This is a genomic window from Streptomyces sp. AB3(2024), from assembly GCF_041862025.1.
Lineage (GTDB): Bacteria > Actinomycetota > Actinomycetes > Streptomycetales > Streptomycetaceae > Streptomyces.
In genome coordinates, this window is record NZ_JBGWAB010000055.1 from 1 (window position 1) to 25,414 (window position 25,414).

At 72.8% G+C, this 25,414-nt stretch carries 23 protein-coding genes; 11 read left to right on the forward strand and 12 right to left on the reverse strand.

What is annotated here, in order from left to right:
* Window positions 1–67: 67 nt before the first annotated feature.
* Window positions 68–1,774, reverse strand: coding sequence for a lytic transglycosylase domain-containing protein (locus tag ACEPPI_RS21550; protein ID WP_373916881.1), 1,707 nt, complete (start codon window positions 1,772–1,774; stop codon window positions 68–70).
* Window positions 1,775–2,225: 451 nt separating this feature from the next.
* On the opposite strand from ACEPPI_RS21550, the gene ACEPPI_RS21555 reads away from it, so the two are divergent.
* The 3 genes from ACEPPI_RS21555 to ACEPPI_RS21565 all read left to right on the forward strand — a co-directional run bounded on the left by ACEPPI_RS21555 (window position 2,226) and on the right by ACEPPI_RS21565 (window position 6,414).
* The gene (locus tag ACEPPI_RS21555; protein ID WP_373916882.1) at window positions 2,226–2,867 is read left to right on the forward strand and encodes a hypothetical protein; all 642 of its coding nucleotides are present in this window, start codon (window positions 2,226–2,228) and stop codon (window positions 2,865–2,867) included.
* A 144-nt stretch (window positions 2,868–3,011) separates the two neighbouring features.
* Window positions 3,012–3,797: an SDR family oxidoreductase gene (locus ACEPPI_RS21560; RefSeq protein WP_373916883.1), complete on the forward strand. Its 786-nt coding sequence runs from the start codon at window positions 3,012–3,014 to the stop codon at window positions 3,795–3,797.
* A 40-nt stretch (window positions 3,798–3,837) separates the two neighbouring features.
* Window positions 3,838–6,414, forward strand: a complete 2,577-nt coding sequence (locus tag ACEPPI_RS21565; RefSeq protein WP_373916884.1) for a bifunctional FO biosynthesis protein CofGH — start codon at window positions 3,838–3,840, stop codon at window positions 6,412–6,414.
* 64 nt (window positions 6,415–6,478) lie between these two features.
* Here the strand turns inward: ACEPPI_RS21565 and ACEPPI_RS21570 are convergent, their stop codons facing one another.
* A complete protein-coding gene (locus ACEPPI_RS21570) occupies window positions 6,479–7,561 on the reverse strand; it encodes a tyrosine-protein phosphatase (protein WP_373916885.1) in 1,083 nt (360 codons plus the stop codon).
* A 624-nt stretch (window positions 7,562–8,185) separates the two neighbouring features.
* Between ACEPPI_RS21570 and ACEPPI_RS21575 the strand changes: the two genes are divergently transcribed.
* The 6 genes from ACEPPI_RS21575 (at window position 8,186) to ACEPPI_RS21600 (ending at window position 13,148) form a co-directional block, all read left to right on the forward strand.
* On the forward strand, window positions 8,186–9,337 hold the full coding sequence (locus tag ACEPPI_RS21575) for an ADP-ribosylglycohydrolase family protein (protein WP_373916923.1): 1,152 nt from the start codon (window positions 8,186–8,188) through the stop codon (window positions 9,335–9,337).
* Window positions 9,338–9,546: 209 nt separating this feature from the next.
* Window positions 9,547–10,407, forward strand: a complete 861-nt coding sequence (locus ACEPPI_RS21580; protein ID WP_373916886.1) for a TIGR03619 family F420-dependent LLM class oxidoreductase — start codon at window positions 9,547–9,549, stop codon at window positions 10,405–10,407.
* A 121-nt stretch (window positions 10,408–10,528) separates the two neighbouring features.
* Entirely contained in the window at window positions 10,529–11,020 is a 492-nt protein-coding gene (locus tag ACEPPI_RS21585) for a hypothetical protein (RefSeq protein ID WP_373916887.1), read from the forward strand.
* 16 nt (window positions 11,021–11,036) lie between these two features.
* Window positions 11,037–11,291 (forward strand): hypothetical protein, encoded by a 255-nt coding sequence (locus ACEPPI_RS21590; RefSeq protein WP_373916888.1) that lies wholly within the window; start codon window positions 11,037–11,039, stop codon window positions 11,289–11,291.
* A 23-nt stretch (window positions 11,292–11,314) separates the two neighbouring features.
* On the forward strand, window positions 11,315–12,454 hold the full coding sequence (locus ACEPPI_RS21595; RefSeq protein WP_373916889.1) for a Fic family protein: 1,140 nt from the start codon (window positions 11,315–11,317) through the stop codon (window positions 12,452–12,454).
* Window positions 12,455–12,515: 61 nt separating this feature from the next.
* On the forward strand, window positions 12,516–13,148 hold the full coding sequence (locus ACEPPI_RS21600) for a GNAT family N-acetyltransferase (protein ID WP_373916890.1): 633 nt from the start codon (window positions 12,516–12,518) through the stop codon (window positions 13,146–13,148).
* 154 nt (window positions 13,149–13,302) lie between these two features.
* Here the strand turns inward: ACEPPI_RS21600 and ACEPPI_RS21605 are convergent, their stop codons facing one another.
* Both ACEPPI_RS21605 and ACEPPI_RS21610 read right to left on the reverse strand, forming a co-directional pair.
* Window positions 13,303–13,641, reverse strand: coding sequence for a hypothetical protein (locus tag ACEPPI_RS21605; protein ID WP_373916891.1), 339 nt, complete (start codon window positions 13,639–13,641; stop codon window positions 13,303–13,305).
* Window positions 13,642–13,819: 178 nt separating this feature from the next.
* The gene (locus ACEPPI_RS21610; protein ID WP_373916892.1) at window positions 13,820–14,413 is read right to left on the reverse strand and encodes a dihydrofolate reductase family protein; all 594 of its coding nucleotides are present in this window, start codon (window positions 14,411–14,413) and stop codon (window positions 13,820–13,822) included.
* A gap of 194 nt (window positions 14,414–14,607) precedes the next feature.
* Here ACEPPI_RS21610 and ACEPPI_RS21615 point away from each other — a divergent pair, with 194 nt between their 5' ends.
* On the forward strand, window positions 14,608–15,006 hold the full coding sequence (locus ACEPPI_RS21615; RefSeq protein ID WP_373916893.1) for a VOC family protein: 399 nt from the start codon (window positions 14,608–14,610) through the stop codon (window positions 15,004–15,006).
* Window positions 15,007–15,043: 37 nt separating this feature from the next.
* On the opposite strand, the gene ACEPPI_RS21620 is transcribed toward ACEPPI_RS21615, so the two are convergent.
* The 7 genes from ACEPPI_RS21620 to ACEPPI_RS21650 form a co-directional block, all read right to left on the reverse strand.
* The gene (locus ACEPPI_RS21620; protein ID WP_373916894.1) at window positions 15,044–15,340 is read right to left on the reverse strand and encodes a hypothetical protein; all 297 of its coding nucleotides are present in this window, start codon (window positions 15,338–15,340) and stop codon (window positions 15,044–15,046) included.
* Window positions 15,341–15,488: 148 nt separating this feature from the next.
* Window positions 15,489–17,096, reverse strand: coding sequence for an APC family permease (locus ACEPPI_RS21625; RefSeq protein ID WP_373916895.1), 1,608 nt, complete (start codon window positions 17,094–17,096; stop codon window positions 15,489–15,491).
* A 230-nt stretch (window positions 17,097–17,326) separates the two neighbouring features.
* Window positions 17,327–18,796, reverse strand: coding sequence for an aldehyde dehydrogenase family protein (locus tag ACEPPI_RS21630; protein ID WP_373916896.1), 1,470 nt, complete (start codon window positions 18,794–18,796; stop codon window positions 17,327–17,329).
* On the reverse strand, window positions 18,793–20,532 hold the full coding sequence (locus ACEPPI_RS21635; RefSeq protein ID WP_373916897.1) for an amidohydrolase family protein: 1,740 nt from the start codon (window positions 20,530–20,532) through the stop codon (window positions 18,793–18,795). The genes ACEPPI_RS21630 and ACEPPI_RS21635 overlap by 4 nt, the downstream gene beginning before the upstream one ends.
* 245 nt (window positions 20,533–20,777) lie before the next feature.
* Window positions 20,778–21,899 (reverse strand): LLM class flavin-dependent oxidoreductase, encoded by a 1,122-nt coding sequence (locus ACEPPI_RS21640; RefSeq protein WP_373916924.1) that lies wholly within the window; start codon window positions 21,897–21,899, stop codon window positions 20,778–20,780.
* Between the two features lie 110 nt (window positions 21,900–22,009).
* Window positions 22,010–22,795 (reverse strand): SDR family NAD(P)-dependent oxidoreductase, encoded by a 786-nt coding sequence (locus ACEPPI_RS21645; RefSeq protein ID WP_373916898.1) that lies wholly within the window; start codon window positions 22,793–22,795, stop codon window positions 22,010–22,012.
* Between the two features lie 14 nt (window positions 22,796–22,809).
* Window positions 22,810–23,757 carry an LLM class F420-dependent oxidoreductase gene (locus ACEPPI_RS21650; protein ID WP_373916899.1) on the reverse strand — a complete coding sequence of 316 codons (948 nt, stop codon included), beginning with the start codon at window positions 23,755–23,757 and terminating at the stop codon, window positions 22,810–22,812.
* A 226-nt stretch (window positions 23,758–23,983) separates the two neighbouring features.
* Here ACEPPI_RS21650 and ACEPPI_RS21655 point away from each other — a divergent pair, with 226 nt between their 5' ends.
* A complete protein-coding gene (locus ACEPPI_RS21655; protein ID WP_285526355.1) occupies window positions 23,984–24,592 on the forward strand; it encodes a hypothetical protein in 609 nt (202 codons plus the stop codon).
* On the opposite strand, the gene ACEPPI_RS21660 is transcribed toward ACEPPI_RS21655, so the two are convergent.
* Window positions 24,564–25,394, reverse strand: a complete 831-nt coding sequence (locus ACEPPI_RS21660; protein ID WP_373916900.1) for a hypothetical protein — start codon at window positions 25,392–25,394, stop codon at window positions 24,564–24,566. The two genes, ACEPPI_RS21655 and ACEPPI_RS21660, sit on opposite strands and share 29 nt — an antisense overlap.
* Window positions 25,395–25,414 lie beyond the last annotated feature (20 nt).

Below are 25,414 nucleotides of genomic sequence, written 5' to 3' on the forward strand. Positions count from 1 at the left end.
CCGGTCACCGTCCAGGGGACGGTGACCGGGCCACGGCCGTTCGTACGCGTACGGACCCGCCCGGCGGCTACTGCTTGGCGGCCGGCGGGGTGGTGGCCGGCCGGGCGGTGATCTTGAGGTCCAGGATCAGTTCCGCGCCGTCCGGGGTGCTCAGACGGAGGTGGTAGGTGCCCGCGGGCACGTCCGTGGTGAGCAGCTCCGGCAGCTCGAGTTTGCCGTCGGCGCCGGTCTTGGGCAGCTCCAGGGAGAACAGCTTGGCGCCGTCCTTGCCCGCGAAGTACGGCCCCTTGGCCTTGTTCGCGTCCACCGGGGTCCAGGCGCCCGGCCTGCCCTCGACCAGTGCAGCGGTGACCTGCGCACCGGACACCGGCTTCCCGCCCGCGGCGGCCAGGAACTCCAGGCCCTTCACCGCGGTGCCGGCCGCGGCCTCGACCGCGGCGGTGCCATCGGTGCGGGTGAGGACGAGAGGCTTGGCCTTCTCGGTGACCTTGCCGTCAAGCGCCAGCGTGAGCTGGCTCTTCGCGTCGTAGGCCGTGGCCCGCAGGGTGAACGTGCCCGCCTCGGTGCCCGCCTTCAGCTTGGGCGCGGTGGCGATGCCCTCGGAGTCCGTACGGACAACCACGCTCGGCTCGTCGCCGAAGACGAAGCCGGTGCCGCCGGTGGTGTCCTTCTCCACGGCGACGACGACGGCCTGGTTCGCGGCCGGCTTGCCGTCGCTGAGCAGCGCCTTGAAGCGGACGCCCTCGGCGAACAGGCTCCCGGCCTCGGCCTCCAGCTTCGCGTCGCCCACCCGCTCCAGCTTGGCGAGGGTCGCGGGCGCCGGGGTCGGCTTGGTCGGCTCGCTCGGCGTCGGCGTGGGCGTCGGCTTCGGAGTCGGGGTGGGCGTCGGGGTCGGCTTCGGCGCGGGGTTCGGCTTCGAGGCCGGCGGGTTCGGCGTCGGGACGTGCGGCGGCGTGGGCAGGGTCGGCACGGGCGGCGTCGGGAAGGTGCCGACCGGCGGGTTCGGGACGCCGGTGGTGCCGTCCTGGTACTGGCGCATGTAGCCGAGGACGCTGTTCACGTACTCGCGCGAGCTGTTGTAGCTGAGGATCGCGCGGTCCAGCTCGGCCGGGACCGACAGGTCCTTGCCGCCGGAGCAGAGGTACAGGCCGGCGCCGAGGGCCGCGTCGTAGATGTTGTTCGCGTCGCGCTGGCCGTCGCCGTTGCCGTCGGCCTTCCAGTCCTTCCACGTGGAGGGGATGAACTGGAGCGGGCCGAAGGCGCGGTCGTACTCGGTGTCGCCGTCCCACTCGCCCTTGTCGGTGTCGGTGATCTTCGCGAAGCCGTTGCCGTCGAGGCGGGGGCCGCGGATCGGCCGCTCGGTGGTGCCGTCGGCCTTCAGCCCGTAACCCGAGGCGTGGACGGACTCGATCCTGCCTATGCCGGCGATCAGCGCCCAGGACAGGTTGCACTTGGGCAGGGCCGCCTTCACGGCCACCTCGGCGCGCTTGTAGGCGTCGAGGGCGGTGGCGGGGATGCCGGAGGCCCCTTCGGGCGCGGCCCCGCCGGCACCGGCGGCGGGCGGCACCACGGGGTCGGCGAGCGGTGCCGGCAGGTCCAGACGGGCGTCACCGCGGTCGGCGGCCTGCGGACTGTCCGGGGTCGGTTCGGCCTCTCCGGCACCGGCGACAGGCGTGTTGGTCACGACGGCGGCGGTGGTCAGGCTGGCCGCGAGGGCGGCCGTGCACAAGACCTTGCGCGAGGTGTTGACTACATGACGGTGAAGCGGCTTCACAGTGCGGCGATCCCCCCAAGGCGGCCGGCGAAGGCGTCGGCTGGTCGAGCCGTGATTCTTCTGTCTATCAGGTATTCGGATACGACTCGCCGTCACCCCCGCACATATGACGCACCATTCGTCTCGGCTTCACCCTCCTGTGGCCCAGGACGTCCAGCATGCCTCGTCCGCGCCTCCGGTGGGCCGCCGGAACCGCCCAAGACCCGGACCGATACGCCCCATTAGCCCACTCTGACACAGAACTCACCTGCATGTCCCGGGTGTCCGCGGCTTGCCGGAGCGCGACGGAACCGGGACCGTCAGCCCCGGCTGGTACGTTCGAGCCCCACGAGAGCACTGACGTTCGGTTCCGCTCCCCCTGCGGTGAAGGCACCCTCCGGCGGGGGGACGCGGACCGTCGCCCCGGCTGTTCGCCGCTCCCCTGCCGTCCGCAGAACCCGAAGGCCCTCCCATGAGCACTCCTCCGCCCAACCCGTACTCGGGCGCGCCCGTTCCGCCCAACCCGTACGCCCAGGGCCCCGCCGCGCCCAACCCGTACGCCCAGGGCGCCGGCGCGCCCAGCCCGTACGGCCCGCCCCAGCCCGGCGGACCGGTCCCGGCGCAGCAGCCCCCGTACGCGCAGCCGTACCCGCAGCAGCCCCAGCAGCCGCACCCCCAGTACGCCCACCCCCAGCACCCCCCGTACCTGGTGCCCGGCCCCACCGGCTGCCGCAACTGCGGGGCTCCCGAGGCCGTGAACTTCGCCGTCCGGGCCCACGTCGGCGTGCTCGTCGTGATGCGGTTCCACCGCCTCGACGGCCCCTTCTGCCGCCGGTGCGGGCGGGCCCTGGTGCGGATCATGACCACCAAGACGCTGTTCCAGGGCTGGTGGAGCCCCCTGTCCCTGGTGCTGTTCACGCCCTTCACCCTGTTCTGGAACCTGATCGCCGCGAGCAAGTTCGCCAAGCTCGAACCGTCGGAGCCGGCCCCCGGCCGTCAGCAGCTCGACGAGGGTCCGCCGGTGCACGCGCGCCCGCTGGCGTACGTGGCGATCGTGCCGCTGCTCTGGGCGGTCTGGGTGATCACGCACATCATCGCGGACGTCAGCGGCTGAACTCCGGGGCGGCGCCGCCGGCCGGGTCCGCCGCCGGCCGGGTCCGCCGCCCCGGGTCCGCCACCCCTTCACAACCCCGCCCCGCACCCCTACCCTGACGCCCCGTCAGATCCATTGCCGGATCCAGCCGCCAGGGGGCGCGTCATGCTGCTGCGAGGGAAGACCGTCATCGTCTCCGGGGTCGGGGCCGGGCTCGGGCACCAGGTGGCCGCGGCCGTGGTCCGCGACGGCGGCAACGCCGTGCTCGGGGCCCGGACCGAGGCCAATCTGGCCAAGTCCGCCGCCGAGATCGACCCCGATGGCACCCACACCGCCCACCGGCCGACCGACATCACCGACGAGGCCCGGTGCCGGGCCCTGGCGGAGCTGGCCGTCGAGCGGTTCGGCGGGGTCGACGCCGTCGTGCACGTCGCCGCCTGGGACTCGTACTTCGGCGGCCTGCGGGACGCCGACTTCGGGACCTGGCAGCAGATCCTCGACGTCAACCTGCTCGGTACCCTGCGCATGACCCGCGCCTGCCTGCCCGCCCTCAAGGCCGCGGGCGGCGGCTCCGTCGTCATCATCGGCACCCAGTCCGCGGTGGCCGCCCCGAACGAGGTGCGCCAGGCCGCCTACGCCGCCTCCAAGGGGGCGCTGACCTCCGCCATGTACTCCCTGGCCCGCGAGCTCGGACCGGACCGGATCCGCGTCAACACCGTGCTGCCCGGCTGGATGTGGGGCCCGCCCGTCCAGGCCTTCGTCACCTTCACCGCCCACACCGAGAACGTCCCGGAGGCCGAGGTCCACGCCCGCCTCACCGAGCGGATGGCACTGCCCGACCTCGCCACCGACGGGGACGTCGCCGACGCCGCCGTCTTCCTCGCCAGCGACCGGGCCCGGGCGATAACCGGCCAGTCCCTGCTGGTCAACGCCGGTGAGCTGATGCGATGACGCGCTCCGCGGGGCACCCCCCGACTCGTATGCTCGCCGCATGACCACTCCGAGCGACGCTCCCACCGACAACGCCATGCGCCGCGCGCTCCGGCGGGCCCGCGACGGCGTCGCGCTGGACGCGACCGAGGCCGCCGTACTCCTGCGGGCGCGCGGCGAGGCCCTCGAGGACCTCTCCGCCTCCGCCGCCCGCGTCCGGGACTCCGGGCTCGCCGCCGCCGGACGGCCCGGCGTGATCACCTACTCGCGCAAGGTCTTCATCCCCCTCACCCGCCTGTGCCGCGACAAGTGCCACTACTGCACCTTCGTGACGGTGCCCGGCAAGCTCCGCAAGGCCGGGCACGGCATGTACCTCTCCCCCGACGAGGTCCTCGACATCGCCCGCCAGGGCGCGGCGATGGGCTGCAAGGAAGCCCTGTTCACCCTCGGCGACCGGCCGGAGGAGCGCTGGCCCGAGGCCCGCGAGTGGCTGGACGCACACGGCTACGACGACACCCTCGCCTACGTACGGGCCATGGCGATCCGGGTGCTGGAGGAGACGGGCCTGCTGCCCCACCTCAACCCGGGCGTGCTGTCGTGGGCGGACCTCCAGCGCCTCAAGCCCGTCGCCCCGTCCATGGGCATGATGCTGGAGACCACCGCGACCCGCCTGTGGTCCGAGCCCGGCGGCCCGCACCACGGCTCCCCCGACAAGGAGCCCGCCGTGCGGCTGCGGGTCCTGGAGGACGCGGGCCGCTCCAACGTGCCCTTCACCACCGGGGTGCTCATCGGCATCGGCGAGTCCTACGAGGAGCGCGCCGAGGCCTTCTTCGAGCTGCGCCGGATCCAGCGCAGCTACCACGGCATCCAGGAAGTCATCGTCCAGAACTTCCGAGCCAAGCCGGACACGGCCATGCGCGGCATGCCGGACGCCGAGCTGGAGGAGCTGGCCGCCGCCATCGCCGTGGCCCGGCACATCCTGGGCCCGAGCGCCCGCATCCAGGCCCCGCCGAACCTGGTGGACGCCGAGTACGCCCTGCTGATCGGCGCCGGCATCGACGACTGGGGCGGCGTCTCCCCGCTGACCCCGGACCACGTGAACCCGGAGCGCCCCTGGCCGCACATCGAGGAGCTCGCGGAGCGCACCGCCGCCGCCGGCTTCGAGCTGCGCGAACGGCTGACGATCTACCCGGAGTTCCTGCAGCGCGGCGAGCCGTGGCTGGACCCCCGGCTGCTGCCGCACGTGCGCGCGCTGGCCGACCCGCGGACGGGTCTGGCCGACGCGGCGGCGACGGTGGAGGGCCGGCCGTGGCAGGAGCCCGACGAGGGGTTCGCCGCGTACGGGCGCACCGACCTGCACACCGCCATCGACACCGAGGGCCGCACCGGGGACCGCCGCGAGGACTTCGACCACGTCTACGGCGACTGGGAGGCCCTGCGCGAGGCCGCGGCCCCCGGCATGGTCCCCGAGCGCATCGACACCGACGTACGGGCGGCCCTGGCGCAGGCCGCCGACGACCCGACGCGGCTCACCGACGCGCAGGCCCTCGCCCTGCTGCACGCGGACGGCCCGGCGCTGGACGCGCTGTGCCGGATCGCGGACGAGCTGCGCGCCGCGGTGGTGGGCGACGAGGTCACCTACATCGTCACGCGGAACATCAACTTCACCAACGTCTGCTACACCGGCTGCCGTTTCTGCGCCTTCGCGCAGCGCCGCACGGACGCCGACGCCTACACCCTCTCCCTGGACCAGGTCGCCGACCGGGCCGCCCAGGCCTGGGACGTGGGCGCCGTCGAGGTGTGCATGCAGGGCGGCATCCACCCCGACCTGCCCGGGACCGCGTACTTCGACATCGCGCGCGCGGTGAAGGAACGGGTCCCCGGCATGCACGTGCACGCCTTCTCCCCGATGGAGGTCGTCAACGGCGCCACCCGGACGGGGATGTCCGTACGGGACTGGCTCACGGCCGCCAAGGAGGCGGGGCTGGACTCGATCCCGGGCACGGCGGCCGAGATCCTGGACGACGAGGTCCGCTGGGTCCTGACCAAGGGGAAGCTGCCGACGGCGGACTGGATCGATGTGATCACCACCGCGCACGAGCTCGGCATCCGCTCCTCGTCCACCATGATGTACGGGCACGTGGACCAGCCCCGGCACTGGCTGGGGCACCTGCGCACCCTGGCCCGGATCCAGGAGCGGACCGGCGGTTTCACGGAGTTCGTGACGCTCCCCTTCATCCACACCAACGCCCCGGTGTACCTGGCGGGCATCGCCCGGCCCGGCCCGACGGCCCGGGACAACCGGGCGGTCACGGCGATGGCCCGGCTGCTGCTGCACCCGCACATCACCAACATCCAGACCAGCTGGGTGAAGCTGGGCGCGGAGGGCGCGGCCGAGATGCTCCGCTCCGGGGCGAACGACCTGGGCGGGACGCTGATGGAGGAGACGATCTCCCGGATGGCGGGGTCGGGCTGGGGCTCGTACAAGTCCGTCCGGGACCTGGTCGCGGTCGCGGAGGCGGCCGGCCGGCCCGCGAAGGCCCGTACGACGCTGTACGGGGAGGTCCCGCGGGAACGGCAGGAGGCGGCGCGCGCCTCGGACGGCCACCTGCCGCAGCTGCTGCCGGTACTGGACTGAGCGGGAACGCGGGAGCCCGGCCGGTGTGGCGCCCGGCCGGGCCCGTGTTCCGCGGCGGCGGGGATCAGCCGACGAGGAGGTCCTTCTTGAGCTGCTTCAGCTCGCGGGCGTCGATGCCGAGGCCGTCCTTGAGGTAGCGGTCGAAGGAGCCGTACTTCGCCTTGACCTCGTCGTAGCCGGAGTTGAGGTACTCGGGACGCACGTCGAGCATCGGCTTGTAGACGGCGGCCTGCGGGGCGGGCAGGTGCGAGAGGACGGCGTCGTTGGCGGCCTTGCGGTAGTCGTTGCTGGCCAGGTAGTCGGCCATGACCGTCTCCTGCGGGACGCCGAGGGCGGTCAGCAGGGTGGCGTTCGCCCAGCCCGTGCGGTCCTTGCCGGCGGTGCAGTGGAAGAGGACGGAGCGGCTGCGGTCCTTCTCGATCCCTTCGAAGACCTGCGCGTAGGCCTTCTTGCCGCCATCGCCGCCGACCATGGCCTTCTCGGCGTCGACCATGGCCTTGACGGCCTCGTCGGGGGTCTTGGGCAGGGTCTGGAAGGAACCGGAGCCGGCGAAGACGTCGGCGACGACGTAGGTGGCGCCCGCCGGGACCTTGTCGGCGTCCTTGGTGCGCTCGTCCTGCATGCGCAGGTCGAAGACGGTCTTGACGCGCAGCCGCTGGAGCTTGGCCAGGTCGTTGGCGGTGAGCTTGTTCAGGGCGTCGGAGCGGTAGATCTCGCCCATCTTGACCCACTGGCCGCTCGCGGTGCGGTAGCCGCCCGCGTCGCGGAAGTTGACCGTGCCCTCCAGCTTGATCAGCCGGTCGGCCAGGCGCAGGCCCTCGCCGCGCTCCGGCTTGAACTCGAACCACTGGCGGTCGGCGGCGGGCAGGCCCTTGACCACGGCCTGCCCCTGGGCGCCGCCCTTGGCGACGACCTTGCCGTTGGCCTTGATCTCGACGCGCTTGGTGCCCTTGGCGCTCCACGCGAGGGTGTACGAGCCGTCGGCTCCGGCGGTGACGGTGGCCTCGGTGAAGGGGATGTCGGAGCGGCCCTGGTGGCCGTTGTTCCAGGGGAGCTCCCAGCCGGCGGCGGTGGCGGCGGGGGCCGCGATCAGCGAGGCGGTGAGTGCGGAGGCGACGACGGTCGCGGCGAGGAGTGCCTTCTTCATGGCTACGAGGCTCTGGGCGACCGGAGAACGCGGCGTGAACGAGGCATGGCCGGAAACGACCGGCCGGAAGGCAAGTGGCAAAACGTGCCATGCGCCAGGGCGGCGGCTGGAACCGTCCGCGATTCGGCCGTTCTCCGCCCACTTGGCGGCGAGGTGCCGAAGGGCTTCCGGATTCGACCGGGCCCGTCCATTACAGTGCCCGGGAGCCTGGGGGGAAACGACATGGACACGACGATCACAGCGGGCACGACGACCACGCACGCGCCCGACGGCCCGACTCACACGACTCCCCCGGCTCCTGCCGCTCCACCGGGCCCCGCGGGCCCTGCGGCTGCCATGACCCCACCGGGACCCGGGAGCCCTACGGCTCCGGCGGCTCCGGTGGCTCCGGCGGGTCCGGTGGCTCCGGCGGGTTTGGTGGCTCCGGCGGGTTCGGTGGCTCCGCCGGCCGTCGCGGCCCCCACCGCCCCGGCGGGTGCGGCAGCCCCGGCGGGTGCGGCGGGCACCCCTCCGCAAGGGACACCGGGGCACGCCCCGGCCGGGGCCCCCGCAGCCGGCCCCGCGAGCACGCCCCCTGGCGGCCCCTCGGCCACGAGCCCCTCCGGCCCGGTCGCCGGGGGCACGATCGGCGGGGGCACGCTCGGCGGACTCGGCACGGCGCTGTGGGGCCGTGCCGAGCAGCAGGACTTCCGCAGCCGGGTGCGCGGCACCCTCCTCGGCTCCGCCCTCGGCGACGCCCTCGGCGCACCGCTCGCCGGACCCTCCCTCCACTCCGTCCACGAGGCCCACGGCCCGGCGGGCCTCACCGCCCCCGCCCCCGCGCACGGCCGCCGAAGCACCGTCACCGCCGCGACCCAGCTGACCCTGTTCACCGTGGACGGCCTGATCCGCGCCCACGTCCGCCGGGACACCGGCGCCTGGCACCCGCCGACCGACGTCCACCGCGCCTACCGCCGCTGGGCCGCGACCCAGCACGACTGGGGCCCCGACGAGCGCCGCGAGGACAACGGCTGGCTCGCCAACGAGGAATGGCTCTACGCCCGGCGCGCCCCCGAACGGGCCTGCCTGACCGGCTTCGCCGACGACACCCTCGCCACCCTGGACACGCCGAAGAACCCCACCGCACGGGACGCCGCCGCCACCGTCCGCTCGGCCCCCTTCGGACTGCTGGTCGGCTGGGAATCCGCCCTGGTGCTGCAACTGGCCGTCGAATGCGCCGTCCAGAGCCACGGCCACCCCACCGCGTACCTCTCGGCAGGGGCCTTCGCCGTGATCGTCCACGGCCTGACCCGGGGCGAGTCCCTGGACACCGCCCTCCGGCGCGCCCTCGCGCTGCTCACCGCACTCCCCGGCCACCAGCCCGTCACCGACGCCCTCCGCCGGGCGGTCGCCGCCGTCACCCGGGGCACGCCCGGCCCCGCCGCCGTCGAGGCCCTCTCCCCCGGCGACGGGAGCGGGGGCCCCGGCGCGGAGGACACCCTCGCCATCGCCGTCTACTGCGCGCTGGTCGCCGAGGACGTCCCGCACGGGCTGCGCCTGGCCGTGAACGCCGGCGGCGACTCCGCCGCCGCCGGCGCCCTGTGCGGGGCCCTCCTCGGCGCCCTGCACGGCGAGACGGCCCTCCCGGCGGCCTGGCTGGCCGCACTGGAGGGCCGGGCCACGCTCCTGGAACTCGCCGACGACTTCGCCCTGGAGATGACCCAGGGCCCCGCCCTGCACGGCCCCTCGGTCTCCGCCCCGGCGTGGCTCGCCCGCTACCCGGTCCCGACGGCCTGAACCCGGGACGGCCCCGCCCCCGGCCCGACGGCCTGAACCCGGATCGGTCCCGGCCCCGGCCCGGCGGCCACGGGTCCCCGGACCCGTGGCGCAGCCACGCGCCGGCCCCGTGTCCACCCCATCTCCCCGCGGGGGCGCGGCGCACCCTGCCCTCCTGACGCCGAACGCCGTACCTTGGCCCTCCCCACGACCCGGAGGTGCCCTCGCCCATGCGGATCGCCACGACCGTCTTCCTCACCGACCGCACCATCACCCCCATCCGGCTCGCCCGCGCCCTGGAGGAGCGCGGCTTCTCCGGCCTCTACCTTCCCGAGCACACCCACATCCCCGTCAGCCGCGCCACCGACGCCCCCATGGGCGGCGAGCTCCCCGAGGAGTACGGCCGCACCCTCGATCCGTTCGTCGCCCTCGGGCAGGCCGCCGCCGTCACCGAACGCCTCCACCTCGGCACGGGCATCACCCTGGTGGCCCAGCACGACCCGATCGGCCTCGCGAAGCAGGCCGCGACCCTCGACCACCTCAGCGGCGGCCGCGTCACCCTCGGCATCGGCTACGGCTGGAACGTCGAGGAGGCCGCCGACCACGGCGTCGAGTGGCGCACCCGGCGCGACCGGGTACGCCACCACATGGCCCTGATGCGCGCCCTGTGGTCCCCGCAGCCCACCGCGTACGAGGGCCCGTACGGCTCCGTCCAGGCCAGCTCCGCCCACCCCAAGCCGTCGACGCCCCCGCGCGAACTCGGCGCCGGCCGCACCCTGTACGGACCCCGCACGCTGATCGGCGGCTCGGCCGGCCCCAAGCTCTTCGCCGCCATCGCCGACCACGCCGACGGCTGGCTCCCCATCGGCGGCCGCGGCCTCACCGAATCCGTGCCGGTCCTGCGGCGGGCCTGGGAGGCCGCCGGACGCGATCCGAAGACCCTCCAGGTCGTCCCGTACGCCGTGCAGCCCACCCCGGGCAAGCTCGGCCACTACGCCGAACTCGGCCTGGAGGAGGTCGTCCTGCAGCTCCCCTCGGCGCCCGAGCCGGAGGTGCTGCGCACGCTGGACGGGTTCGCGCAGTACCTCTGAGGCGGTGACGCGGAACCGCGGGCGGGTTCCCCCGCGTGTCCGAAGGTGCCTCTGCCCGCCGGACCGGCTGGTATTTTGGCGCGTTCCGTCGATCAACTCGCTTTCCCTGGGGGACTTTCCCGTGCACAGCTACCTGCGCTTCACCGCCGTCGCCGCCGTCGGTGCCACCGCCGCCCTGACCCTGACCGCCTGCGGCAGCGACAGCGGCAAGGCCGCGGACAAGAAGCCCTCCGCCGCAGCCTCCGCCCCGGCCGCCGCCACCACCCCGTCGGCGGGCGGGGCGGGCGGCGCGGGCGGCGCGGCGAAGGCCGGCACCCTGGACGGAGGCTGGATCTCCATGCAGAACCCGGGCAAGGGCGTGGTCCTCACCGTCAAGGGCCAGACGGCGTTCGTCGTCGAGGCCGCCACGGGCCTGACCTGCGAGGGCACCAGCAACGGCTCGGCCCTCGACCTGAAGTGCCCGACAGGCGCGACCCGTTCGAAGGGCAAGGTCGACTCGGTCGACGCGACCACCCTGAAGGTCACCTGGGAGGGCCCGGCCGGCACGGACACCTTCCAGCGCAGCGAGCCGGGCAAGCTCCCCTCCCTCCCGGCCCTCCCGACCAAGAAGTAACGGGAAGGCGGCCGGGATGCCGGGCCAGCGCAAGCGGAAGGCGCAGCGGCGCAGGGAGTCCGATGCGCGGCGGAAGGCCCGGCAGGACGGCCGCTGGGAACGCCGCTTCGCCACCCAGGACCAGGCGGAGTTCAGGGCGTACGTCCACGAGCTGCTGCGCGGCGGCGACCTGCGCCCGGAGGACGTCCGCCTGGACATGCTGTGCGGCCGCCTGACGCACCCGACGACCCACGTGGTGAGCGTGTGGGTGAGCAGCATCCCGCATGAATGATAGGAAGCGGGTATCATTCATTTATGTTGTATGTCACGCCCCGCCTCCAGTCGGTTGACCTCCAGGTCCTCGCGCAGGTCGACGAGCTGCACGCACAGCTGCGCGACGCGGTACAGCAGGCACCCGTGAAGTGGACGCAGGACCTGCGGAAGGCCCTGACCGCCAGCGCGATCGCGGCGTCGAACACGATCGAGGGGTACCGGGTCGACGCCAAGGACGTCGCCGACCTGATGGACGGCGAACGCGAGGTCGACGCCAGCGACGAGAACAAGGCCGAGACCCTCGCCTACCAGCAGGCGATGACGTACATCCAGTCCCTCCACGACGCACCCGACTTCCGCTACGGCAAGGAGCTGCTCAACGGTTTGCACTGGATGCTCCAAGGCCACCACCACCCCGGCAGGACCGCCGGCCAGTGGCGCAAGACCTCCATCCGCATCACCGCTCCCGGCGACGAACTCGCGACCGACTACGACGGCCCCGACCGCGAGCTGGTCCCCGCGCTGATGACCGAGCTGGTCGACTGGCTCAACGAGGGCGACCTCGAAGCCCACTTCCTCATCCGTGCCGCCATGGCACACCTGAACCTGGTGAAGATCCACCCCTGGTCGGACGGCACCGGCCGCATGTCCCGTTCGCTCCAGACCCTGCTGATCGCGCGCCACGGCGTACTCGCTCCGGAGTTCTCCTCCATCGAGGAGTGGCTCGGGATGCCGGGTCACACCTGGGAGTACTACCAGGTCCTACGGACGGTCGGCGGGCCCGTGTACTCGCCCGAGCGGGACACCCTGCCCTGGATCAAGTTCAACCTCCGCGCCTACCACGAGCAGGCCCAGCGGGTGCAGCACCGGGTCAACCGCTCCAACCAGTGCTGGGTGGAGCTCCTCGAAGCCGCGGAGCCTGCCGGCATCAGCGAGCGCCAGGTGACCGCCCTGCACGAAGTCGCCATCACGGGCCGGGTACGCCGCTCCAGGTACGAACGGGCCGAGGCGATCAACACCCAGCAGGCGACCCGGGACCTCCAGGCCCTGACGAAGGCCGACGTACTCACCGCGGTCGGCCAGACCAAGGGCCGCCACTACATCGCCGGGCCGCGCTTCCCTCAGAACGCCCTGGACACCGCGAAGCGCCCGCACAGGATCGTCGACCCGTACGCGGGGTGAGTCCGGGCACGGACACCTTGGACCCGGTTCTTCGCACACCTGTGAGATCTATGATCTGCGCATGATCGAAGGCACGTTGGTGAGGTTGCGCGCGCTGCGTGCCCAGGATGCGTCGCACCATCTGCGATGGCGCAACGATCCGGAGGTGGTCCACTGGGCCGCCGGTGGCGATCCGCGCTTCGGCCCGGTCACGGCGGAGGCCATCGGGCTCGGCTTCGAGACGATGCTGCGGCTGGACCCGAGGGAATCGGCCGTCTTCACGGTCGAGGACCTGGCCGACGGCACGGTGATCGGCATGGTGGACTACCGCGACCTGGACCCGTTCGCCGGGCTGGCCACGGTGGGTGTCACCATCGGCGAGCGTGACCGCTGGGGCCTCGGCCACGGCTCCGAGGCACTGTGCCTGCTGGTGGGCCACCTGTTCGGGGCCTTCGGGCTGCACCGGATCGAGCTCGACACCTGGAGCGGCAACGAACGGGCCGTCCGCGCCTTCACCCGGGCGGGCTTCCGCGAGGAGGGCCGCCGCCGGTCCACCGTACTGGTGGCGGGCGAGCGCTACGACACCGTGCTGTTCGGAGTCCTGCGCGAGGAGTGGCCGCACCGGACGCACCACCGGGCGCCGGTTCCTCCGGGCATCGGACACCTCCCCCCGCGAACACCCCCTCCAGCATCGGCGTCTTCGCGGCCGGGATAGGTGCGCAGGTACGCCGTGGGGTCGGGCACGGGGTCTCCGTGCGGATCGATCAGTGCCGGCCGCTCGCTCCCCGCCGTGTAGCAGGAGCTGAGGTACAACAGGCCGTCCGTGCGGCGGAAGCGCCGCGTGTTCTTCCCCGACCCGAACGTGCCCTTCACGGGGGCGGTACGGGCCCCGGCGTCGCCGTGCCCGGGGCCGGACGCCAGAAGCGCCCGTCAGGCAGGGCCTGACGGGCGCCGAGGAAGTAGTCTGCGTCGCGCTGGAACCGCAGGCCCGGGACGGCGTCGCGCACGTGCCCCCAGATGCCGGGCGCCACGCGGTACTCGCCCGCCACCATCCAGGGATCGTCACCCAGCACGAAGAGGTGCCTGATCGCCAGGAACTGGTCCCGCGAGAGGGAAACGGACTCGACTATCTCCTCGTCCGCATCACGGAAGCCGATCAGATCCCAGACGAGGTTGTAGCCGTCGGCGAATGGATAGTCGCTGCTCATCGACGCCACGCTAGGCCGCACCCCACCTGCCCGCACCTGCTTTTCAGGCGGGGCGGGGCTGGGCGGCGCTCCCCTGGTCGGGGTCGGGGTGGGCGGTGCACCCCCGGCCGGTATCAGGGAAGGGCTGGGGGCGTCCCGCCAGTCCACTGTCCTTCCGTGTCGGGCCCAGCCCCGCCCCTCAGCCCCCCACCGGCCTGTACGTGCACACGTTCACGCCCGCCGGGCTCGTTGCCGTCGAGACGAGTTCCAGGGTTCGGCGGCCGCCGTCCGCCGGGAAGATGGACTTGCCGCCGCCGAGGAGGACCGGCATGACGATCAGGCGGAGTTCGTCGACCAGGCCCTCGGCGATGAGGGTGCGCGCCAGGGTGGGGCTGCCCATCACCAGCAGGTCGCCGCCGTCGGCCGCGTGCAGTTCGCGGAGGCGGGCGAGGGCCTCGGCGCCGGGGATGAGGGTGGTGTTGTTCCAGGTCAGGTCGGCGTCCGTGAGCGTCGCGGAGACGACGTGCTTGGGGATGGAGTTCATCTGGTCCGCGAAGGGGTCCCCCTCCCGGCCGGGCCAGGCGGCCGCCATCGTCTGCCACGTGCGGCGCCCGAAGAGGAGGGCCTCGGCCTTGGCGGTGGCGTCGGCGAAGGCGCCGCCGACGACCTCCGGGTCGAAGAAGGGCTGCGACCAGCCGCCGTGGGCGAAGCCCCCGTCGGTGTCCTCCTCCGGCCCGCCCGGGGCCTGGACGACGCCGTCGAGGCTGATGAACTCGCTGATGACGATGCGCATGGAACTCGTTCCTTTTCCCTGGGGTGCCTGGCGTCGGGCCTACAGGAGAAGAGACCACCCGGGCTCCCGGAAATCATCGCTCCGGCAGCTGTGATCCGGACCACACGACCGTACGGGCCCCGAAGGGCCCCGCACCTGACACATCGCCGGACGGACGGATCCGGCCGTCGCGGGTGGTGCCGTACCCTCCGCGCATGATCGATTCACTCACCCACGTCCGCGTCGCCCGGCCCTCCCTCGACCTGGAGACCGCCGAGCGGTTCTACGTGCAGGGGCTCGGCCTGGACGTCCTGTGGCGGACGGCCGGTCACGTCCCCGGGGAGCACGACCTCCTCATGGTGGGGCCCGCCGGCGGCGGATGGCACTTCGAGCTGACCCGGGACCCCGAGAACCCGCTCGCTCCCACCCCCACCGTCGACGACCTGTTCGTCGTCTACCTCGGCGAGGCCCCCGACGAGGACCTCGTGAGCCGGCTGGTCGACCACGGCGGGACCCGGGTCCCCTCGCACAACCCGTACTGGGACGAGTACGGGGTCACGGTCGCCGACCCGGACGGCTACCGGCTCGTGCTCTGCTCCCGCACCTGGGGCTGAGCCCGGCGGGCGGCCGCGGCGCGTGAGTGGCCCCGGGTCAGACGCCGGCCTTGGGGGCCTTGGGCAGTCCGGCGGAGAGGGCCGTGCCGGCGCCCGTGAGGGAGGCGTCGGTGGCCTTGGAGGCGGTGCCGGCCGCCTGGGCGGTCACGCCGACGGCGGTCTTGGTGTCCTGCACGGCCTGCCCGGGGTGGTCGACGATCTGACCGACGCGCTTGGCGAGGGGCTTCACGGCGGTGGCGTTGCCGTCCGCCGCGTGGGCGGCGGCGGGGGTGAGTGCGATCGCGGCGCCGCCGGACAGGAGCAGGGCGGTGAGGGTGCGCTTCATGGCCTTCATGCACGGCCCAACGACCTCACCGCGCCCCGGGTCACCGGTCGCCGCGGGCGTTCCGCGCATCGGGTTACTCCGGGCGCCGGCGCCCCGGCGCACCCGGCCGGCCCGCACCCGGGGCCCGCGCCCCCGGCGCACCCCCATCACGACGGGGTCAGTCCTCGACCACCAGGGCGGGGGTGGACTTGGTGAGGACCTCGCCGCGGAAGAAGGCGGGGCTGCGGCGTTCGGTGACGAACATGATGACCAGGCCGAGGGCGAGGAGGCCGACGCCGATGACGAAGACGCTGCCGACACCGAGGCCGGGAATGGTCGAGCCGGAGCCGTAGGAGGGGTTCCAGGCGTCGGTGAGGGTCTTGAAGAAGACCGCGGCGAGGAGGAGGCCGCCGATGACCGGGAGGATCCCCTTGAAGAGCAGGTCGCGCACGGAGCGGCGCAGCTCGCCGCGGAAGTACCAGGCGCAGGCGAAGGCCGTCAGCGAGTAGTAGAAGCAGATCATCAGGCCGAGGGCGAAGATCGTGTCGGTGAGGACGTTCTCGCTGACCAGGGTCATGACCGTGTAGAAGGCACCGGTGGCGATGCCCGCCGTGACGGTGGCGCGGCCCGGGGTCTTGAACTTCGGGTGGACCTTGGCGTAGGAGGCGGGCAGGGCCTCGTACGTGGACATGGCCAGGACCGTGCGGGCCACCGGGATGAAGGTGGTCTGCAGGGAGGCGGCGGCCGAGGCGAGGACGGCGACGAAGAGCAGGATGCCGAGCACCGGGCCCATGACGGGGCCGGCGAGGGCGGCGAAGACGTTGGCGGAGGTCTCCGGGTTGCCGAGGCCGAGGCCGGAGGTGCCGGAGCCGACGGCCATCTGGGCGGCGACGCCGGTGGCCAGGTAGGAGCCGACGAGGACGACCATCGCGATGAGCGAGGCGCGGCCGGGGGTCTTGGAGGACCCGATCGTCTCCTCGTTCGCGGTGAGGCAGGTGTCCCAGCCCCAGTACATGAAGATCGAGAGGGAGAGCCCGGCGGTGAAGGCGGCCATGGAGCCGACCGCGAAGGGGTTCATCCACTCCCACGAGAAGCTGAGTCCCGTGTCGAAGGTGCCGGCGGAGGCCTTCTGGAAGGCCATCGCGACGAAGACCGCGAGGACGACGAGCTGGAGGCCGACCAGGGTGTACTGGATGCCCTTGGTGGCGGTCATGCCGCGGTAGCTGATGGCGGTGGCGACGGCGATCAGCGTCAGGCAGGTGGTGATGTGGACGAGTTTGTTGCCGTCCAGGTCCGCGATCGACGGATTGTTCGTGATCTCGCCCGCCAGCAGCCAGAAGTAGGAGGTGGCGACCCCGGCGAGGTTGGAGAGCACGATGATCGTGGCGATCACCAGGCCCCAGCCGCACATCCAGCCGATCCGCGGGCCGAAGGCCTTGACGGTCCAGGTGAAGGAGGTGCCGCAGTCCGGCATGGCCTTGTTGAGCTCGCGGTAGGCGAAGGCGACCAGCAGCATCGGGAGGAACCCGGCCAGGAAGACGGCCGGCATCTGGACGCCGACCTCGCCGGCGGTGGAGCCGAGGGTGGAGGTCAGGCAGTAGACGGGGGCGACGGTGGAGATGCCGAGGACGGCGCTGCCGACCAGGCCGACGGACCCCTTGCCCAGGCCCTTGCCGCGGACCTCGCCTTGACCCTCGCCTTGGCCCTCGCCTTGACCCTGGCCATCGCCCTGGGCGACGCCGCTTACCGTGTCTCCGACCGTCTGCCGAACGTCCAGCTGTGTCATGGGTCAGGACGTTAGACGGTGCGGTTTCCACATTCGGAAGACTTAAGTCCGGATCCCAGAGCCCGAAAATGCCTTGAATCTTGAGGTTGAGCGAGTTAACGATCAGGCAATGAAAGGTTCACCGGGCCGCCAAACATCGTTTAGGCGGACCCGGAGCTCACCTTTCACCATGCGGAAACCGCAGCAGTGTCCATTTTGCGGCTTTTCAAACTTTCCAGATCAATTTTTGGTCAAGCCCATACGATCGACTGGATTTCGCTGTATGCGTGCAGCGCGTACGATCCCACGTCCCGCCCCACACCGCTCCGCTTGAACCCGCCGAACGGCGCCTCCATGTTCCGGCCGATCGTGTTCACCCCGACCCCGCCCGCCCGCAGCCGCCGCGCCACGCGGAAAGCGCGGGCCGCGTCCCCCGACCAGACGTAGCTCAGCAGCCCGAACTCGCTGTCGTTGGCCAGCCGGACCGCCTCCTCGTCGTCCCCGTCGAACGGAACGACCACCACCACCGGCCCGAAGATCTCCTCCCGGACCACGCGCATGTCGGGGGTGCAGTCGACGAGGAGGGTCGGCGCCACGTAGAAACCGCGCCCGTCCCCGACCACCGGACGCTCGCCGCCGTACGCGATCCGCGCCCCCTCCTTCCGCCCCAGCTCCACGTACGACTCCACGCGGTCCCGGTGCGCCCCCGAGATCACCGGGCCGACCACCGTGCCCCGCTCCCCCGGATCACCCACCTTCATGAAGGCCAGGTAGCCCGTCAGCTTCTCCACCAGCTCCGCGTACACCGACCGGTGGACGATCACCCGCGTCGGCGCCGTGCAGATCTGGCCGGAGTAGAAGGAGAACGTCGTACCGATGCCCAGCACCGCCGCGTCGAGGTCGGCGTCCTCCAGGACGACCGCCGCGCCCTTCCCGCCCAGCTCCATCAACTGCCGCTTCATGCTCCGCCCGCACACCTCGGCGATGCGCTGCCCGACGCCCGTGGAACCGGTGAAGGACACCATGTCCACGTACGGGGAGTCCACCGCCGCCTCGCCCACCTCCACCGAGGCACCCGAGACCACGTTCACCACCCCGGCCGGCACCCCCGCCTCGTGCAGCGCCTCGGCCATCTTGAACACCGACAGCGGATCCTGCGGGGCCGGCTTGACCACCACCGTGTTCCCCATGGCCAGGGCCGGGGCCACCTTGCCCGCCGGATTCGCCCACGGGTTGTTGTACGAGGTGATGCACGTGACCACCCCGACCGGCTGGCGCACCTCCAGCGCGCCCAGCACGCTCGCCCTCCCCATCGGGCCGGCCTCGGTCACCTGCGGCGGCAGCCCGCGCTCCACCGGCTCCAGCGCGCCGCGCGCGTACCGCCGGAAGCGGGACACCCCGACGCCCACCTGCATCCCGCGCGCGATCCCCGTCGGCGCGCCCGTCTCGGCCCGCGCGAGCTCCGCCCACGGTTCGAACTCCCGCTGCATGACGTCCGCGGCCCGGTCCAGGATCGCCGCCCGCTCCTGCGGCGCCGTACGGGACCAGCCCTCGAAGGCCTCGGCGGCCGCCCGGGCCGCCTCCTCCACCTGGGCCCGGGAGGCCTCGGGGGCCAGACCGACGACGGACTCGTCCGCCGGGTTCACCACCTCGTAGTGGCCGCCGTCCGGCTCCACCCACTCGCCGCCGACGTAGAGCCGCTGCGCCGCTTCACCGCTCATCGGGTGCTCACCGTCCTCGTGTCCCGGCCCGAACGGAGCACGATCCCCGGGATCGCGCCCGTCACCTCGTCGTCGCGGATGGTCTCCACGCCGTTGACCCGTACCGAGACGATCCCGATGGCGCGGGCGTCCAGGCGCGGGCTGTCCCCCGGCAGGTCGTGCACGAGCGTCGCGGGGCCCGCCTCGATCCGCTCCGGGTCGAAGAGCACCAGGTCCGCGTGGAAGCCCTCGGCGATCCGGCCGCGCCCGCGCAGCCCGAACAGCTGCGCCGGGTCGTCGGTCAGCATCTTCACGGCCTGCTCCAGGGGGACCAGCTTGCGGCCGCGCAGACAGTCGCCGAGGAACCGGGTCGTGTACGGGGCCCCGCACATCCGGTCCAGGTGCGCGCCCGCGTCGGAGCCGCCCAGCATCACGTCCTCGTGCCGCCAGGTCTCGGCGCGCAGCTCCCAGCTCGCCGGGTCGTTGTCGGTGGGCATCGGCCACAGCACGGTGCGCAGGTCGTCGTTGGCGCAGATCTCCACCAGGCACTGGAACGCGTCCTGCCCGCGCTCGGCGGCGATGTCGCGCACGACCCGGCCCGACAGGCCCTCGTTCTCCTTGCTGTACGTGTCCCCGATGACGTAGCGGCCGAAGTCGGCCAGACGCCGGAAGACCCCGGCCTCCCTGCTGTCGGCGCGGCGCAGCATCACGGCGCGGACGTCCGGGTCGCGGAGCTTCTCGATCCGCTCGGGGACGGGGAGGGCGAGGACCTCGCCCCAGCCGGGGATGAGGTTGAGGGCGCAGAAGGTGCCGAGGGACATGTTCATCGGGGTGAGGATCGGCATCGTGAGCGCGACGATCCGGCCGCCGGCCGCGCGGGCGCGCTCGCTGGCGAGCAGCTGGCGCGGGACGCGTTCGGGGACGGCGGCGTCGATGGTGAGGACGTTCCAGTTCAGGGGCCGGCCCGCGGTGGCGCTCATCTGCACGAAGAGGTCGATCTCGGCGTCGGAGAACCGGTCGAGGCAGCCGGCGACGATGGCCTCCAGCTGGGTGCCCTCGTGGTCGGCGACGGCCGCGGACAGGGCGAGCAGCTCGGCGGGCTCCGCGTGGCGGGAGGCGACCGGGGCGCCGGCGCCGTCGGTGTGTGTGGAGGACTGGGTGGTGGACAGGCCCCAGGCGCCGGCGTCCATGGCCTCGTGGAGCAGGTCGACCATCTGCCGGAGCTGCTCGGGCGTGGGCCGGCCGCCGACCGCGGCCTCGCCCATGACGTGCCGGCGCAGGGCGCAGTGGCCGACCATGAACCCGGCGTTGACGGCGATCCGGCCCTCCAGGGCGTCGAGGTACTCGCCGAAGGTGGACCAGCTCCAGTCGACGCCCTCCTCCAGGGCGGCGAGGGCCATCCCCTCGACCTTGCTCATCATGCGGCGCGTGTAGTCGGCGTCCTCGGGGCGGGCGGGGTTGAGGGGGGCCAGGGTGAAGCCGCAGTTGCCGCCGGCGACGGTGGTGACGCCGTGGTTCATGGAGGGGGTGGCGTACGGGTCCCAGAAGAGCTGGGCGTCGTAGTGGGTGTGGGGGTCGATGAAGCCGGGGGTCAGGACGAGCCCGGTCGCGTCCTCGCTCGTACGGGCCGCCTCGGTGACGGTGCCGGGGGCGGCGACGGTGACGATGCGGCCGTCGCGGATGCCGACGTCCGCGAGGCGCGGGGGTGTGCCGGTCCCGTCGACGACGGTCGCTCCGCGGATGAGGTGGTCGAGCATGACGGTTCCCCTCCTGGGTGGTGTGGTCCGCGTCGGGCCGGAGTGGACGGCAGGCCGCTGCCGGGCCACTCCGGCCCTCGGCGATGCCCTGCCGGGACGGCGGTCCGGGAAGACGCCGGCCCGGCGGGGGTCTGGCGGGGCCCCTGGTGGGGCGGGCCCTGCGGGGCCGTCCCCGCCCTGCGCCGGAGCCGGAGCCGTGTGCTCCCCCGGCCCCGGGAAAGGGGGCGTGGGTGACCCCCGGAGGGTCAGGCCGACTGGCGGAAGCGGGTCGTGCGGTGGACCGGGTCCGTGTCGATGTGGGGGATGACGTGCTCGCCGATCAGTTTGATCGTGGTCAGCGTGTCCTCCTTCGACACCCCCGTCGGCAGGCCGAAGGACAGCTGGTCCGCGCCCGCCCGCTCCCAGCGCTCGCACTGGGCGCGCACCTCCGAGGGGTCTCCGCAGATGAGGAGTTCCTCCGCGATGAGGAGCTCGATGATCTCCGCGTTGTACTCGGGGAGGGTCTCGGGCCACTGCGGGATCGCCTCGGGTCGCGGGAAGGTGTCGTGGTAGCGGAAGACCAGCGACTGGAAGCGGTTCATGTTCGCGTTGACCGCGATCTCCACCGCCTTCTCGTGGGTCTCCGCGCAGATCGCCGTCGAGGTGACCATGACGTTGTCGTTGACGAAGGCGCCGATGGCCTTCGCCTCCCGGATCGCCGTCTTGTACTGGTCGAGGACCCACTCCATGTCCGAGACCTTCTGGACGCTGAAGCCGAGGACGCCGAGGCCCTTGCGCGCCGCCATCGCGTACGAGGAGGGGGAGCCGGCCGCGTACCACATGGCCGGGTGGGCCTTGCCGTACGGCTTGGGGAAGACCTTGCGCGGGGGCAGCGACCAGTGCTTGCCCTGGAACCCCTCGTACTCCTCCTGGAGGAACATCTTGGGGAACTCCGCGATGGTCTCCTCCCAGATCTCCTTGGTGTGGTTCATGTCCGTGATGCCGGGCATGAAGCCGAGGATCTCGTGGCTGCCGGCGCCGCGTCCCGTGCCGAACTCGAAGCGGCCCTTGGAGAGGTGGTCGAGCATGGTGACCTTCTCGGCCACCTTCACCGGGTGGTTGACCGGGGCGAGGGGGTTGAAGATGCCCGAGCCGAGGTGGATCCGCTCGGTCGCGGCGGCGAGGTAGCCGAGGAAGACCTCGTTCGCCGAGAGGTGCGAGTACTCCTCCAGGAAGTGGTGCTCGGAGGCCCAGGCGTACTTGAAGCCGGACTGGTCGGCCTGGATGACGTACTCGGTCTCCTCCAGCAGCGCCTTGTGCTCCGCCTCGGGGTCGACCTTGGACCGCGCCTGGGGCACGTATCCCTGCACGAAGAGCCCGAATTCCAAGGGGTTCACCGTCCTTTGGTTTCTGACATGCCGTCAGATTTGATGGGTCCGACTGTTCCACCGCGGGCCGGGACCGTCAATACCCCTACCTGACGGTCCATCAGAAACTGTCAGAGGATGCTCACCCCGGCCATCCAGCCCCCGTCGACGACGAACGGCTGGCCGGTGATGTACGAGGAGTCGTCGCCGGTCAGGAAGAGGGCCAGGCGCGCTATCTCCTCCGGCCGCCCGACCCGCCCCAGCGGGACCACCCGCCTGTACAGCTCCGCCATCGCCTCCCGGGCCTCGTCCGTCATCCCGGCGGGGTCCAGCAGTCCGGGGTTGGCCATCGGGGTGTCCACCGCCCCCGGGCACATGGCGTTGACCCGGATGTTCTTCGCGGCCAGCTCCAGCGCGGCGACCCGGGTCAGGCCCAGGATCGCCGCCTTGGTCGCCGCGTACGCGCCCACGTACGCCATGCCCGTCAGCCCCGTGTAGGAGGAGGTGTTGACGATGGTCCCGCCGCCCGCCGCCTCGATCTCGGGGGCGAGCGTCTTGATCCCGAGGAAGGCGCCGACCTGGTTGACCTCGACCACCTGCCGGAACTCCTCCAGCGGGGTCGCGGTCAGCTCGTTGAAGCGCAGGATCCCCGCGTTGTTCACCAGGCCGCTGACCGGGCCGAAGGCCTCCTTCGCGACGCTCACCGCGGCCGCCCAGTCCTCCTCCCGGCTCACGTCCATCCGTACGTACCGCGCGCGGTCCTCGCCGATGTCCTTGGCGACGGCCCTGCCCTGCTCGTCCAGTACGTCGCCCAGCACCACCCGTGCGCCCTCGGCGGCGAAGAGGCGGGCCTCCTGCTCGCCCTGGCCGCGCGCCGCACCGGTGATCAGGACGACGCGCCCGTCCAGCTTTCCCATGGCCACTACACCCTTCAGTCGTTGAGCAGGGGGGCCACCTCGGCCCCGAAAGCGGCGATCTGGTCGGTCAGTTCGGTGCGGTCGCGGCTGCGGAAGCGGACCTGGATCTGGTCGACGCCCAGCGCCCGGTACTCCCGCAGCGACTCGGCGAGCGCCTCCGCCTTGCCGGTCAGGGCGCGGCGGCCGGTGTCCCACCCGGGCTCGCCGACGTAGAGGGCCTCGGTGATCGCGCCGAACTCGACGGGGCCGGTGACCCCGGCCGCCGCGCGCAGCTCCCTGATCCGGGCGATCTGCGCCGGGAGCTTCTCGCGGGGATCGCCCTGCGGGAGCCAGCCGTCGCCGCGCTCGGCGGCCCGGCGGAGGGCGGCGGGCGAGGAACCGCCGATCCAGACGGGGATCCGGTCCTGGGCGGGCCGCGGCAGCTGGCCGAGGTCCCGGAAGGAGAACCGCTGCCCCTCGAACTCCGGGAACTCCTCGGGGCCGAGGGCCGCGCGCAGGGCGTCGAGGGTCTCGTCGAGCAGGGCGCCCCGGCCGGGGAAGTCCGCGCCGACGGCCTCGAACTCCTCCTGGACGTGCCCGGCGCCGACCCCGAGGATCAGGCGGCCGCCGCTGAGGTGGTCGAGGGTCGCGTACTGCTTGGCGGTGACCAGCGGGTGGCGCAGCCCGACGATCGCGACGTGGCTCAGCAGCCGGACGCGCTCGGTGATCCCGGCCAGGAAGGCCAGGGTGGCGACGGGGTCGTACCAGATGGTGCTCATGGGGCCGGCGAGGCGGCGCGGGATCGCCACGTGATCGCAGGTGGCGAGGTACCCGAAGCCCGCCCGGTCGGCGGCGCGGGCCACCTCGGCGAGGTCGGCGGCGCCGGCCGAGGCCTCCCAGGGTTCGGCATAGAGCGTGCTCTGCGACTGGACGGGGAGCTGCATCCCGTACGCCAGCCGGCCTTCCGGAAAAACGCGTGCCATGGCGGGCCCGCCTCGCCTTCGTCTGCCGGGTGCGTCGTGCGCCGGCGCGTCGCACCGGTGCCGGGCCATCGTCGTAGCTGACGGACCGTCAGGCAAGAGGCGGGGGCGATCCGCCCGGTCCGACCCGCCCGCGCCCCGCGCCCCGCGCCCCGCGGCCATCGGCCCGCACGCCCGCGCCCCGTTCCGCACGCGGCGCCCAGCGCCTAGGGTGCGGCGCGTGGAACTGATGCTCACGCTCGTCAGCGGGCTCGCCTGGACCGTCGTCTACGTGGAGGCGATCCGCGTCGGGCTGCGGGACCGGACGTACGCGATGCCCGTCGCCGCGCTCGCGCTCAACCTCGCCTGGGAGACCACCTACGCCGTGGACGAGTTCCGCACCGGCGTCTCCGCGCAGGGCGTGGTCAACGTGGTGTGGGCGCTCGCCGACCTCGTGATCGTGTACACCTACCTGCGCTTCGGGCGCGCCGAGCTGCCCGGCTTCGTGACCCGGCCGCTGTTCGCCGCCTGGAACGTGCTCCTGTTCGCCACCGCGTTCGCCGTGCAGTGGCTCTTCCTGGCCCAGTTCGGGACGCACGACGCCACCCGCTACTCGGCGTTCCTCCAGAACCTGCTGATGTCCGGGCTGTTCATCGCCTTCTTCGTCGCCCGGCGCGGTCCGCGCGGGCAGTCCCTGCTCATCGCCGTCGCCAAATGGCTCGGCACGCTCGCCCCGACCGTGCTGTTCGGGGTGCTGGAGGGGTCCGGCTTCGTCCTGGGACTGGGCGTGCTGTGCAGCGTGTTCGACCTCGTCTACATCGGCCTGCTGCTCAGAAGCCGGCCGGCCCCATCGCGATGACCGGGTGCGCCGCCGGGTCCAGGGTCTCCAGAAGCTTGCGCATCGCCTCCTTCGGCAGGCCGACGCAGCCCTGCGAGGGGCCGTCGTGGTCCACGTGGAGCCAGATGTTGCCGCCCTTGCGCTCGCCGTCCGGCTTGGCCGGGTCCAGCGGGGACACGCCCTGGCGGCGGTTGTAGTCGATCGCCACGACGTAGTCGAAGGAGCCCGCCAGGGACTCCCCGTTGACCCCGCGGCCGGAGGCCACGAAGGCCGCGTCCCGGTCGTACGGGAGCTTCGTACCGGGCGGCGCGGGCAGCCGCCCGCCCGCGTCGCTGAGGGAGAACACCCCCTGCGGGGAGGTCAGGTCCCCGTACTCGCGCTCGGTGGACCAGCCCTTGGCGCCGTTGCGGGCGGGCCAGTGCCCGGCCGCCGTCCAGTCGGCGCCCGCCGCGGCCCGCGTGTAGAAGGTGACGTCCGACTCCGAGGAGTCCTTCGCCCGGCCGGTGACCAGCACCAGCTGCCGGGTCTCGGCGGGGATCCGGGCACGGGCCGCGTCGCCGAGCGAGGCCGGCAGCCCGTGGCGGGCGTCGGGGCGGTGCGCGTCGCGCGCGGCCCGGTCGGGGGTCTGCGGGCGGGCGTCCGAGCGGGCCGGCGGGACGGGCGCCCCCGGCTGCTCGTGGAGGGCCTGCACCCAGCTGGCACCGAAGGCCAGCAGGCCGAAGGCGGCGACGGCGGTCAGCGCCCGCGGTCGGCGGGCGGCCGAACGGGAGCGCGTACGGGTACGGCCACGGGAACGGGAGCGGGCTCGGGCGTGCTTGCTCATTGACCCGACCGTACAGGAGG